Raw genomic sequence first — 13,058 nt, 5'->3', positions numbered from 1 at the left:
GACAGGCGCGGGGAGCCTTTTTTAGGCGCAGGGTTTTATTTAGAGCGCGATGAGTAATGAATATTCACAATCGCCGTGGCTTTTCCTGAGCGCGCGCTGTTGCCGCTGACGGATGACTGAAATACATTACCTGCTCCTGACGACAGACCACTCTCTTTTATTTCCAGGCAGCGTTAGTGTGCCCCTGATCAATAAGGCCGTTAACACGTGGCCGACGCCAACAGGTAAAGCTTAATGGCAGAGCACGGTATTACAGGGCAGGCGTCAGACGTGGTAGCGTCGTTTTCTGAGGCTGGCAAAAGGTTGAGTGGGATGCTGCGGGAGCACGTGGTGGTGCGTAAACAGATTGTCTTTTAACCGTGAAGGGATGTCAGCCTAAGGCTGAGTATTTATTTTGCCTGAAAATTGCCGTTCTACACGCCTAAATGTAACCTCTTGTTAATTTTTTGACGAATGAAAGCAGTCGCATTTAAACAAGAGAAGCGAGTTTTATGGTGATTATCTTGTTGTTTTTCGCTTTTATTTTCCGCCCTCCGTTGCGGTTGCGCGGCAGTATTAAAAGCGCTAAACAAAGCGGCGAATGTTTTATCCGCCACGCTTGCAGATTAACAGGCGCGTTATAACCTTAACAGTGCCATGCAAATGGTGAAGCAAAGAAGCAGACAACTTTAACCTGAAGAGGAAATATTATGACTGAACATCGTGGCGGATCAGGTAATTTCGCGGAAGATAAAGAGAAAGCTTCTGAAGCCGGTAAAAAAGGCGGCCAGAACAGCGGCGGCAATTTCAAAAACGATCGTGAAAAAGCCTCAGAAGCCGGTAAGAAAGGGGGCCAGAACAGCCATCGTGGCTCCTGATACCGGCTTATAAAGGACTGAACAGCGGAGCAGGGACTGCTCCATGATCCCACCGTTTCCGCAGGCATCATCAATGCCCAGGCTAATTCATCAGAGACGGCAGCGGCCCCCGCACGAAAAAGCCCGGTCAGTGCCAGGCTGTTCTTACACAAAGGGATGATAACGACAAGGCAGGGATGGCAGGCGAGTCACGTCAGCGCGCTCACCTGCTGCAGATTACCCGCGTGAACTATGCTGAAAGCTCCTGACGGACAATAGCCGCACCCGCGCTTAAGGCATGGAGCTTGCCACGCGCCACCTCACGGGATAATGGCGTCATACCGCAGTTGGTTGACGGATAGAGTTTGTCGGCATCCACAAACTGCAACGCCTTACGCAGCGTCGCGGCCACTTCTTCCGGCGTTTCAATGGTATTGGTTGCTACATCAATGGCACCCACCATGACTTTTTTACCCCGAATCAGCTCAATCAGCTCCATCGGCACGCGCGAATTCTGACATTCCAGCGAAACGATATCGATTTTTGATTTTTGCAGTTTCGGGAAGACTTCTTCATATTGACGCCATTCCGTCCCCAGCGTCTTCTTCCAGTCGGTATTGGCTTTGATACCGTAGCCGTAGCAAATATGCACAGCGGTTTCGCACTTCAGGCCTTCCACAGCGCGTTCCAGCGCGGCGATGCCCCAGTCGTTGACTTCATCAAAGAACACGTTAAAAGCGGGCTCATCAAACTGAATAATGTCGATGCCAATCGCTTCTAACTCTTTGGCTTCCTGATTCAGAATTTTGGCAAATTCCCAGGCCAGCTTTTCACGACTCTTGTAATGGCCGTCATACAGCGTATCAATCATGGTCATCGGACCCGGCAGCGCCCATTTGATTGGCTGCTTAGTCTGCTGACGCAAGAATTTCGCATCGTCAATAAAAACGGGTTTCTGACGGCTAACCGCGCTGATCACCGTCGGTACGCTGGCATCATAACGATTACGGATACGGACAATTTCGCGCTTCTCGAAATCAACACCATTCAGGTGCTCAATAAATGTCGTCACAAAGTGCTGGCGCGTTTGTTCACCGTCGCTGACGATATCAATACCGGCCTGGATTTGATCGTCCAGAATTAAACGCAGCGCATCTTTTTTCCCTTCAGCCAGTTCTGAGCCTTGCAGCTTCCAGGGCGACCACAGCGTTTCAGGCTGAGCCAGCCAGGATGGCTTCGGTAAACTGCCTGCGGTTGAGGTAGGTAACAACGTTTTCATAATAGGTGACCTTGTATTTCGGTTAATCAAAGCGCGTAACTGGCAGACCACTCTTCAAGAACGGCTTTATAAGGTTTAATGAATTTCTCTTCGGTAAATTTCCCTTGTTCTACCGCTAACAGGCTACGCTCTTCGCGATCGTAAACAATGCGCGTTAATGAATAGTCCAGATGGTTCAGGCTTGGCTGATAACACTGGCCAGCCGGTGAATTAGCATTGTAAATCTCAGGACGATAAATTTTCTGGAACGTCTCCATCGTACTAATGGTGCTGATCAGCTCAAGATTGGTGTAATCACTCAACAGGTCACCCGAGAAATAAAACGCCAACGGGGCAACACTGTTTTCCGGCATGAAATAGCGCGCCGTCAGACCCATCTTGTGGAAATACTGGTCAGTCAGGGAATAGGCATCCTGCTGGTATTCAATACCCAGTACCGGATGACGGTTTCCTGTGCGGGTATAAACGTTTTTGCTGGACACGCTCAGGCAAATGACCGGCTGTTTTTTAAAGTTCTCTTTAAAGGCCGAAGAGTTCACGAAGCACTTGAAAATATTGCCGTGCAAATCGCCAAAGTTAGCAGGTGCGCTGAAGCCGGTGTTGTTTTTATTGTGCTCAGACAGCAGCACGCTGAAATCATAATCGCGCACGTAAGAGGAGAAGTTATTGCCAACAATACCTTCAATACGCTGCTGAGTTTTTTTATCGACGATATGGGTTTTCAGAATTTCAATTACAGGAAACGCGCCGCGTTGCGTCTCGTTTTCGATATTTAACTCAACCGAGATGATTTCAAGTTCCACACCATAACGATCGGCCTTTGGATTATCCCAGTGCGCCAGCGAGTTGAAGCGATTATCAATCATCGTTAAGGCATTGCGCAGGTTTTCCTGACGGTTCGTCCCGCGCGCCAGGTTAGCAAAATTGGTGGTGATGCGCGTATTTTCAGACGGGTTGTAATTCTCATCGAAAACACTGCCCTTAATCGTAAATGTGAATTCTTTTTTCATCGTGATGCACCCTGCGTTCTGATGTGAAAAACGGTCTGTGGCTGTTAGTTATCCAGACTGGCCTGCATTCTGGTTTTTCGTTTAACCGCTTTCACGTTGTGTGTTTGTCAATAAAGCATATTTTATGCCAGAGGCGCGGAGGAAGGGAAAGCGACTTAATTTCAACACAACATGAGCCATCTTCATGGTCGACAGAGGTAAAGCCTCTGCCATACGCGGAATGGATACAAACGGACAGACTGTGCCGTGATGCAATGCGCCCTGAACCCTTGTGGCGTAAGGCCTGCCAATATCCCGGTTTCCGTCTCCTCATGAAAACGGCTCATGTGAAGATTTCTCATGTTGCGGGAAAAGCGGTGATATTTATTCAGGTTAAAAGCCTCTTTCATGAGCGTTGTGCAGGCCCGCAGCAAGCGCTGCCGTACTCACGCAGGGCTTTTCAGCGCCGCGCAGCCATATTCCCCTGAAGCCCGCCATCATCCCTGGTTTCGGGCCGCCCGATCAGGCGTTTTGTTTACTGAACTTGCCTGGTGAAACACCGATGACACGCTTGAAGGCTTTTGCAAAGGCGCTCTCAGATTCATAGCCCAGCCCGGCAGCAATCGCGGTAAGCCCGCCATTCCCTTTTTTTAACTGGTCGCAGGCAAGATGCATGCGCCATTGCGTGAGATAGTCGACGGGCGCGATGCCCACCGTTTGCTTAAATCGTTCAGCAAAAACCGCGCGTGACATTCCCACCCTGGCTGCCAGTTCCGCCAGCGTCCACTTGTGTTCGGGGTGCTGGTGCATGCAGGCCAGCGCCGCGCCCAGCTTTTTATCCTTCAGGGCCGCAAGCCAGCCTGACTGCTGCGGGTCATTTGCATACAGCCGTAACGCCTGAATGAGCAGCATAAATGCCAGCTGTTGCACGATGAGGATGCTGCCGGGCTGCGCTTCACGGACTTCCTGTGACATTCTTTCCAGCGCCCATTGCATGGCGGCTCTGTCTGCGCTGCGCCGGATATGCACCACTGGCGGCAGCGTACCTAACAGCATCTGTGCGGGCCGTCCGGTCAGCAGGAAATGCCCGCCTACCAGTAAACAGGCGGAGGTTTCATCAAGCTTTGCCGCTGTCACGGCAACCATCTCAGACCGCACCGTCTGAAAATCGACAGTCTGCGCGTCCGGGTTTGTGGCCAGCCTGAAAGGTGCGCCTGGCGGGAGCAGATAGCACTCGCCGGCGTTAAGGCGCAAGGGTTCCGCAACACCGTCAACGGTCAGCCAGCAGGCACCCGCTACGACGGCATAGCACTTCACGCCATCATGAGCGGGCCATTGTACCGACATCTCCGGCGTCAGTATCACACCACCGGAAACGTAACGTTGTGGTTCAAGCAGGGCTAAGAGCTGTGAAAGCGGGTCCATGATCATCCCAGACGGTCAGACATAAAAAAGCGACGTTATCACATAGAGCGCATTCCTTCTCCACCGTAAAGTAGACAACCACGGTTGCGAAGGCTGACAAGAGGACGAACAGACATGCGGTTATTTCTTACAGGAGCAACGGGTTTTATCGGGTCGGCGATTGCGGCCGATCTGATCGCGGCAGGGCATGAGGTGGTCGGACTGACCCGACATCAGCAGGGTGTCGACAGGCTCAGCAAAGCAGGTGTCGAGCCCTTTTGGGGTGATATTAACGATCACAATAGTTTGCAACGGGGCGCGGCAAGCTGCGAGGGAGTGATCCATACCGCCTTTAACCATGATTTTTCGACGTTTCTGACAAACTGTGAAGCCGATCGGCAGGCAATCGCCGCGATGGCCACGGCACTGGCAGGAAGCGCACGGCCCTTAATCATCACCTCGGCGGTGGGACTGGGCTCGACGGGGCAGGGAAGACCTGCCGTAGAAGACTATTTCAACCCGCTTCATCCTAATCCGCGCCGGGCATCCGAGCTGGCCGCAATAGTGGCACTGGAAAAAGGGGTCAACGTTTCCGTTGTGCGGTTATCTCAGGTACATAATCCGTTGAAGCAGGGCCTGGTTACGTCGTTGATTGAGGTGGCGAGACAGACAGGCGTTTCCGCTTTTATTGATGAAGGCCAAAACCGCTGGTCAGCAGTGCATCTTGACGATGCGGTTTGCCTCTACAGGCTGGCGCTGGAAAAAAACAGACCAGGAAGCCGTTATCATGCTGTCGCCGAAGAAGGCATTACGCTGCGCGTGCTTGCCGACGCCCTCGGGCGGATCCTCAACCTGCCGGTCATATCCCTTTCAGCCGCTGAAGCTACCGATCATTTTGGCTGGCTGAGTCATTTCGTTGCGCAGGATATGTCCGCCTCAGGCAGGCTTACTCGCGCGCAACTGGGATGGCAGCCCACAGGGCCGGGATTGATTGCCGATCTTGAACGCATGCCGGGCTAAGCGTGCTTAGCTGCCGGGAAGATGGCAATATGCGACGAGCCAGTATCATTTTCCCCTGATTTGAGAGGTCATATGTCTGTGACGCCGGTTTACCGCGTAGGTGAGTGCGAGGTCTTTAAAATTCCTGAACTGGACGCGTCTCTGTCCACGGAATGGCTGTTTCCCGCGCAGGCGTTAGCGAGCGGAACGCCGGAAACGATTACGCTCTCTGTTCACAGTTGGGTGGTCCGCACGCCTGACAACCTTATTGTGATCGATACGGGCAGCGGCAATGGTCGCGAGCGGGCAGGCTCTCCGCTCTCCCATCAGCTGAATACGCCGTATGCGCAGCGCTTACGTGACGCGGGCGTCGATCCTGACGCGGTGGATATCGTGCTGATCACCCATCTGCATGGCGATCATGTGGGCTGGAATACGCACTGGATGGACGGTAAATGGACACCGTTTTTCAAACATGCCCGCTACTACTGTTCGGATAGCGGGTTAAAAGGCTGGCAACACGATCCGGCACGCAAAACGCTGTTAGAGGACAGCATTAATCCGGTTATCGCGGCGGGTTTGCTGGAGACGTTCGATGTGACGCAAGAGCCGGTGTTTGCTGATGTGCTGCGCTATGTGCCCACGCCCGGCCACAGTCATGACCACGCGTCGATTATTCTGCACAGTGCGGGCGATTATGCGCTGTTTTCCGGTGACCTGATGCATAACGATTTGCAGGTCAGTCAGCCCCAGCTTGCCTCGCGCTTTTGTGCTGATGCCGCGCAGGCCGAAGCCCAGCGGCGCTGGGCAATGACGTGGGCGAGTGAGCATCAGGCACGCTGGTTTAGTTCGCATTTTCCGGGCTCGTCGGCAGGTTATGTCAGCCGCACCTCTGCGGGATTTGAATGGCAGTTTATCTGAGTTTTACGTTCTGTAGCTAAGCTCACGGACGTAAAACGGTAATGAGACGAGTCCTGTTAATGATGCAAAAATCACAACAATTTATGCTGTTAGCGCTGGCGCAGTCCCGCCATGCGCTGCCGCATTGCAGACCTAACCCACCGGTAGGGTGCGTAATTGTTCACAATGGTCGGGTTGTCTCGACCGGATTTACCCGTTCACCGGGTCAGTACCATGCTGAGGCTGATGCACTTTCCACACTTACGTTACCTGTAGAAGAGTGCGAAATCTATGTCACGCTAGAGCCCTGTGCCTTTCAGGGCAGAACCCCGTCCTGCGCACTAACACTGGCCCGGCTCAGGCCCAGACATATTTACATCGCCATTGAAGATCCGCATCCGCGTAATCGCGGAGAAGGGATTGCGATCTTAAAGCAAGCGGGCATCGGCGTGACGCTGGGCGTGGCGAGAAATGACGTTGAGTGTTTTCTGGCGCCCTATTTAATTCGCTCGCTTGCGTAAAATGTAGGTGAGAAGGCGTGCTGTTAGCCAGACATCGGCATTTACATCCCTGAACCGCTGGTGAAACATCGTGAGATTCCCTTTCAAAGCGTAACGACTGGAAATGAACTTCTGTTTTATCTCTGCTCCGGGGCATGTGATGTTAGGTGTGCGGTGAGGCCTTTTGCCCGCCAGGGAGCAAAACGTTTCCGCGACATCCCGTAAACAGACCACCAACGCGCACTGAGTTAAGGGTAAAAAATGGAAAAACCATTTTTACAACAGCCATCACCTGAGTCGTCCCGCGTGGCCGCGGCTGGCGGCGTTTCCTCTGCCTCACTTTTTGTGCGGCGTAATCTGTTCTCGCTGGTGGTGGGGACGGTGAGCCTGATCTGTTTTGTCGACAATCATGCGTCCGCTCTGCGCCAGGTCCTGTCCAGCCGGCACGCGTCCGCGCGCCCGCTCAGCGCCGCTACTGTACCCAACCCGACCGGACAAATCGCTGCCGTCAGTGAACATTTGCCGCATGCCTCCGCGCCCTCAGTCGTTATGATCGCCGAGGCAAACCGTCAGGCACTCAAAGGCATGCAACTCGTCAGCGATCAGTTGAAGCTGGAGCAGGGCAGCCTGCTGCAGGACATGGCCCACACGCAGCAGCTGGCGCTGCAACAGGTCAGTGATAACCACTTCCAGGCCGCCATGCTGAACGGACAACTGGCGCAACTTGATCAGCAAATCAAAATCGAGTCCGCGCAGGTTGGCATGGCGCAAAACCTGGTCAACAAATGGCGACCGCTGCTGAACAAAGGCTATATTTCGGCGTTGCAGTTTGCACAGGAGCAGTCGGTGGTCTGGGGCTATGAAAGCCAGTACCGCGCGTTGCTGCAACAGCAGTATGCGACCCGTCAGCAGATTAGCGTGCTGGAGGATCAGGAACGTCAGATTCCGCTGGCGACCGCAGTGAAACTCAATGTGCTGCGGCGGCAACTGGCGCAGGTGAATGAGAATCTGGCCCAAAATACGCTGACCGAGGCGCGAATAGCCTGGCAGCCTTCGGCAGCGCCCGTGAAGCCGCTTCTGGTCAAGGCAGGCAATGCCGCAGCAACGCCCACGCAACAGACAGAGCAAGACAGCCGCTTCCTGTCTGACAGGCCCGCGCGCGTCAGCCACAGCGACGTTCACTATCAAAACATTAACGATCAGACGGGCAGTCATAGCGTGACGCCGCGTCACACTGCCCTCACGCACAACGTCTGAGCCGCATGACAGCCATGTAACGGTGCCTCGCGGTGGGGAAGGTTAACGAAGATAACCTGTCCCGTTATCGGGCGGTCATATCGCCAGGCCGGCAGCGGCTTTTGCCGATCGACTGGCAAAGGAAACAGACAGCGGCCAGGGGGGATTATTGCCCGATATCAGGGCAGTAACGCTGTGCCTCAGGTTGAGCGCGACGCATAAAAAAAGCGGGCCGCCAACGGGCTGGCCCGCCGCTTTGTTAATGCGTTCGCTAGCGGTGCTTAGCGCTTCATATGGTAATAGGCGTCATTCCAGCGCAGCGCATCTTTAAAGGCCGGAAGCCGGGTGTGCTCATCAATTACCAGCACTTCAATGCCGTGCATCTCGCCGTACAGATACATATCGTCCAGCGTCAGGGCCTGACTGAACACCGTATGGTGCGCACCGCCTGCCAGAATCCAGGCTTCAGAGGCGGTCGCCAGAGACGGCTGCGCTTTCCACAACGCGCGGGCTACCGGCAGTTTTGGCAGTGGTTTAGGCTGTTCAATCGCGTCCACTACGTTAACCAGCAGGCGGAAACGATCGCCCATATCGATCACGCTGGCGTTAATGGCACGACCGGCCGGCGTGGAGAAAATCAGCCGCGCCGGATCGGCTTTGTTGCCGATGCCGAGGAACTGCACGTCGATCAGCGGCTTCTCTTCCCGCGCGATAGACGGGCACACTTCCAGCATATGAGAACCCAGCACTAAATCGTTGCCCGGCGAGAAGTGGTAAGTGTAATCCTCCATAAAGGAGGTGCCGCCGGGACGGTCACCCGCCAGCACTTTAAAGATGCGCAGCAGGGCGGCGGTCTTCCAGTCTCCTTCGCCCGCAAAGCCATAACCCTGGCCCATCAGGCGCTGTACCGCCAGGCCGGGCAACTGCGTCATGCCGTGCAGCGTCTGGAAGTTGGTGGTAAACGCCTTGCAGCCTTCGTCGTCCAGAAAACGCTTCAGGCCCAGCTCGATGCGTGCGGCGTCCAGTACGTTTTGCCGTTTTTCACCGCCTGCGGCGGCCACGTCGGAGAAACGATACTGGCTTTCATATTCGTCAACCAGCGCATTGACATCACCCTCGCTGACGCTGTTGATCACCTCCACCAAATCCCCCACGCCCCAGCCATTAACCGCATAGCCGAACTGGATTTGCGCCGCCACTTTATCGCCTTCGGTGACCGCGACTTCACGCATGTTGTCACCAAAACGCGCGACTTTCAGATGCTGACTGGCCTGTTTGGCCAGCGCCGCACGCATCCAGTTGGCGACGCGCTGCTGGCTGTGTTTATCCTGCCAGTGGCCGGTCACCACGCTGTGCTGCAGGCCCATGCGCGCACCAATAAAGCCAAACTCACGGCCACCGTGCGCCGTTTGATTCAGGTTCATAAAGTCCATGTCCATGCTGTCCCAGGGGATCTCGGCATTGAACTGGGTATGAAACTGTAGCAGGGGCTTCGTTAAGACATTCAATCCGCCGATCCACATTTTGGCCGGCGAAAAGGTATGCAACCACGTAATGATACCGATACAGTTTTGATCGTGACTGGCGTCACGGCACAGCGACAGCGCTTCATCAGGCGATTTGACCAGCGGTTTCAGCGTCAGACGTACAGGCAAACCCGCCTGATTTAATCCGTCCACCACCTGCCGGGCATTGTGTTCAACCTGACGTAACGTTTCCGCGCCGTAGAGGTGCTGTGTACCAATGACAAACCACACGTTGAACTGTTGCATAAAACCACTCCTTTACTTAGCGGAAGCGGAACGGGCGGCATAATGGGGTTCTGCCGTCTCGCACCATTGTTGATAGCGTTGATAAAGTGCCTGATAGCGCGCGACGCGTTGCGGATCGGGCTGCAGCGTCACGTCAATCGGGCTGGCCATGACGTCCTGCGCCTGCTCCACATCGCGGTGAAAGCCCGCGGCGACGGCAGCGAAGATGGCTGCGCCTAGCGCACAGCACTCATCGGAGGCGACGATATCCAGCGGCCGGTTCATCACGTCGCAGCAGGCCTGCATAATGGCGGGGGATTTACGGGCAATGCCGCCGAGGGTAAGAATGTTTTCCACCGGAATTGCCTGCTGCTCGAAGCACTCCATGATGGCGCGGGCACCAAAGGCGGTGGCCGCAATCAGGCCGCCAAACAGGGCCGGAGCATCCGTGCCGAGATTCAGGTCGGTAATGACCCCTTTCAGGCGCTGGTTGGCATTGGGCGTACGGCGGCCGTTGAACCAGTCCAGCACTACGGGCAGGTGATCCAACTGCGGACTGGCGACCCAGGCCTCGGTCAGACGGGTGATCAGTGACGTTTGCATCTCAGCCAACTGCGGTTTGAGTTCGGGATGGTGCTGCGCTGCCAGCTGCAGCGGCCAGCCCAGCAGGCGGCTGTACCAGGCATAAATATCGCCAAACGCCGACTGGCCTGCTTCCAGACCAATCGCGCCCGGCACGACGCTGCCATCAACCTGACCACAGATGCCTTTGATGGCGCGGTCGCCGACTTTCCCGGTGTCAGCAATCAGGATGTCGCAGGTCGACGTGCCAATCACTTTCACTAAGGTATAGGGTCGCGCACCGGCGCCGACCGCGCCCATATGGCAGTCAAATGCGCCGCCCGAAATCGTAACCTGCTGCGGTAAACCCAGGCGTTGCGACCATTCCGGGCTTAGCGTGCCCACCGGGATATCCGCGGTCCAGGTCTCGCTGAACAGGGGAGAATCCAGCTGTTGAGTCAGCGCCGGGTCCAGCGCGTTAAGGAAGTCGGCGTCGGGTAAGCCGTTCCAGTCAGCATGAAACAGCGCTTTGTGACCAGCGGCACAACGCCCACGACGGAGTTTGTCCGGGGCGACGGTATTGCTGAGTAAGGCGGGCACCCAGTCACAGAGTTCAACCCAGGACACGGCCGCATCGCGCACGGCAGCATCCTGGCGGGTAATATGAAGAATCTTGGCCCAGAACCATTCCGACGAGTAGCTCCCGCCGATATAGCGGCTGTAATCGGTAAAGCGGCCGCTGCGACACAGGCGATTAATCTCTTCCGCTTCTTCAATGGCCGTATGGTCTTTCCACAGCACAAACATCGCATTGGGGTTTTCCGCAAACTCCGGCCGCAGGGCAAGTACCTTGCCGTCACGATCGATCGGAGCGGGGGTGGAGCCGGTGCTGTCGACACCGATGCCGACGACGGCGGCCCGTTGCGTGTCGCTTAGCGCCGCGAGCACACCCAGCATGGCCTGCTCCATAGCATCAATATAGTCCTGAGGATGGTGACGAAAGCGGTTGCTGTGAGGATCGCTGTAAAGTCCCTGCTGCCAGCGTGCATAGTTGGCCACGGCACTGTGCAGCTCCTGACCAGTGTGACAATCCACCGCCAGCGCACGCACCGAATCACTACCAAAGTCCAGCCCCAGGGTGATGGCTTCAGTACGCATTTGACTCTCCTGTTGTGAATAAACCTCCTTATCCTGAGATGTGTAAAAAAGAAGGGTTAGTCACGGCTGGCTGAGAATATGCACTTTTCTGCCACACGCAGTGAATTTGTGATCCATTGCAAAAGTTAACAGACGGTTAAATTTGCTGAATATATGGATCATTCTGTCGTGATTTTAAGATGTGATACCGCTCTACATTTTTCTTCTTCATTCCCGCTAAAACTAGGCCAGCGTTTAAGCAGGCTACCCTCATGGCTCCCGCTAACGTGCTGATTTACATATGTACCTACAAAAGAGAGTTAACTGGTAGCGTTTACACCGATTCGTATTTAACAGCGATAAAACCACTAGCGCCGGAGAGCATCATGCATAAATTCACTAAAGCGCTGGCAGCCATCGGGCTGGCAGCGGTTATGTCACAATCAGCTATCGCCGAGACTATGAAGCTGGGTTTTCTGGTGAAGCAGCCGGAAGAACCCTGGTTCCAGACCGAATGGAAATTTGCGGATAAAGCCGGTAAAGACCTGGGCTTTGAGGTGATCAAAATTGCCGTTCCGGACGGCGAAAAAACCCTTAATGCTATCGACAGCCTGGCCGCGAATGGCGCAAAAGGCTTCGTGATCTGCACACCGGATCCCAAACTCGGCTCCGCCATCATGGCAAAGGCGCGCGGTTATGGCCTGAAGGTGATCGCCGTGGACGATCAGTTTGTGAACGCCAAAGGCAAGCCGATGGACAGCGTACCGCTGGTCATGATGGCCGCGACCAAAATTGGCGAACGTCAGGGACAGGAACTGTATAAAGAAATGCAGAAACGCGGCTGGGATGTCAAAGACACCGCCGTGATGGCGATCACCGCTAACGAACTGGATACCGCGCGTCGTCGTACCGGTGGTTCGATGGATGCCCTGAAAGCGGCCGGCTTCCCGGAAAAACAGATCTATCAGGTCCCGACCAAATCGAATGACATCCCCGGCGCATTTGATGCCGGTAACTCCCTGCTGGTTCAGCACCCTGAAGTGAAGCACTGGCTGATTGTCGGCATGAACGACAACACCGTGCTGGGCGGCGTGCGTGCAACCGAAGGTCAGGGCTTTAAAGCCGCTGACGTGATCGGTATCGGTATCAACGGCGTCGACGCCGTCAGCGAACTGTCAAAAGCCAACGCGACCGGCTTCTATGGCTCACTGCTGCCAAGTCCGGACATCCATGGCTATAAGAGCAGCCAGATGCTCTACAACTGGGTAAGCAAAGGACAGGAGCCACCGAAATTCACCGAAGTGACAGACGTCGTGTTGATTACGCGTGACAACTTTAAAACCGAGCTGGCGAAGAAAGGGTTGATGTAATAACAGGCAGTACGGATAACACCATCGGGTCATCAGGAAAGCAGGGCTGAACACCGCGACGATGTTCAGCCTGAGCGTCAGGTGCCCCGATTCCTC

At 54.9% G+C, this 13,058-nt stretch carries 12 protein-coding genes; 7 read left to right on the top strand and 5 right to left on the bottom strand.

Annotated features, from left to right (window positions below; all coding sequences use genetic code 11):
- The first annotated feature begins 234 nt into the window (after positions 1 to 234).
- Both C1N58_RS08470 and C1N58_RS08465 read left to right on the top strand, forming a co-directional pair.
- The gene (locus tag C1N58_RS08470; RefSeq protein WP_269750921.1) at positions 235 to 357 is read left to right on the top strand and encodes a hypothetical protein; all 123 of its coding nucleotides are present in this window, start codon (positions 235 to 237) and stop codon (positions 355 to 357) included.
- 332 nt (positions 358 to 689) lie between these two features.
- Positions 690 to 857, top strand: a complete 168-nt coding sequence (locus tag C1N58_RS08465; RefSeq protein WP_006119054.1) for a con-10 family general stress protein — start codon at positions 690 to 692, stop codon at positions 855 to 857.
- 229 nt (positions 858 to 1,086) lie between these two features.
- Here C1N58_RS08465 and C1N58_RS08460 read toward each other — a convergent pair whose 3' ends face one another.
- From C1N58_RS08460 to C1N58_RS08450, 3 genes are all read right to left on the bottom strand, one after another.
- Positions 1,087 to 2,115 carry a methionine synthase gene (locus C1N58_RS08460; protein WP_039340472.1) on the bottom strand — a complete coding sequence of 343 codons (1,029 nt, stop codon included), beginning with the start codon at positions 2,113 to 2,115 and terminating at the stop codon, positions 1,087 to 1,089.
- 26 nt (positions 2,116 to 2,141) lie between these two features.
- On the bottom strand, positions 2,142 to 3,125 hold the full coding sequence (locus C1N58_RS08455; RefSeq protein ID WP_394549486.1) for a DUF1852 domain-containing protein: 984 nt from the start codon (positions 3,123 to 3,125) through the stop codon (positions 2,142 to 2,144).
- A gap of 501 nt (positions 3,126 to 3,626) precedes the next feature.
- Positions 3,627 to 4,529 (bottom strand): AraC family transcriptional regulator, encoded by a 903-nt coding sequence (locus C1N58_RS08450; RefSeq protein ID WP_394549485.1) that lies wholly within the window; start codon positions 4,527 to 4,529, stop codon positions 3,627 to 3,629.
- 114 nt (positions 4,530 to 4,643) lie between these two features.
- Between C1N58_RS08450 and C1N58_RS08445 the strand changes: the two genes are divergently transcribed.
- The 4 genes from C1N58_RS08445 (at position 4,644) to C1N58_RS08430 (ending at position 8,164) form a co-directional block, all read left to right on the top strand.
- Positions 4,644 to 5,528 (top strand): SDR family oxidoreductase, encoded by an 885-nt coding sequence (locus C1N58_RS08445; protein WP_324019759.1) that lies wholly within the window; start codon positions 4,644 to 4,646, stop codon positions 5,526 to 5,528.
- 72 nt (positions 5,529 to 5,600) lie between these two features.
- Positions 5,601 to 6,428, top strand: coding sequence for an MBL fold metallo-hydrolase (locus C1N58_RS08440; protein WP_110267543.1), 828 nt, complete (start codon positions 5,601 to 5,603; stop codon positions 6,426 to 6,428).
- Positions 6,429 to 6,490: 62 nt separating this feature from the next.
- Entirely contained in the window at positions 6,491 to 6,928 is a 438-nt protein-coding gene (locus C1N58_RS08435; protein WP_110267814.1) for a bifunctional diaminohydroxyphosphoribosylaminopyrimidine deaminase/5-amino-6-(5-phosphoribosylamino)uracil reductase RibD, read from the top strand.
- 240 nt (positions 6,929 to 7,168) lie between these two features.
- On the top strand, positions 7,169 to 8,164 hold the full coding sequence (locus C1N58_RS08430) for a hypothetical protein (RefSeq protein WP_172912443.1): 996 nt from the start codon (positions 7,169 to 7,171) through the stop codon (positions 8,162 to 8,164).
- Positions 8,165 to 8,424: 260 nt separating this feature from the next.
- On the opposite strand, the gene araA is transcribed toward C1N58_RS08430, so the two are convergent.
- Entirely contained in the window at positions 8,425 to 9,915 is a 1,491-nt protein-coding gene (gene araA / locus C1N58_RS08425; protein ID WP_039340462.1) for an L-arabinose isomerase, read from the bottom strand.
- 12 nt (positions 9,916 to 9,927) lie between these two features.
- Entirely contained in the window at positions 9,928 to 11,613 is a 1,686-nt protein-coding gene (locus C1N58_RS08420) for a ribulokinase (protein ID WP_394564792.1), read from the bottom strand.
- A 365-nt stretch (positions 11,614 to 11,978) separates the two neighbouring features.
- On the opposite strand from C1N58_RS08420, the gene C1N58_RS08415 reads away from it, so the two are divergent.
- Positions 11,979 to 12,962 carry an arabinose ABC transporter substrate-binding protein gene (locus C1N58_RS08415; protein WP_006119064.1) on the top strand — a complete coding sequence of 328 codons (984 nt, stop codon included), beginning with the start codon at positions 11,979 to 11,981 and terminating at the stop codon, positions 12,960 to 12,962.
- The last annotated feature ends 96 nt before the right edge of the window (positions 12,963 to 13,058 follow it).

The sequence above is a fragment of the Pantoea sp. SGAir0180 genome (assembly GCF_043546245.1).
Note: the sequence above shows the minus strand (reverse complement) of the source record. Positions and strands in the feature narration are given on the sequence as shown.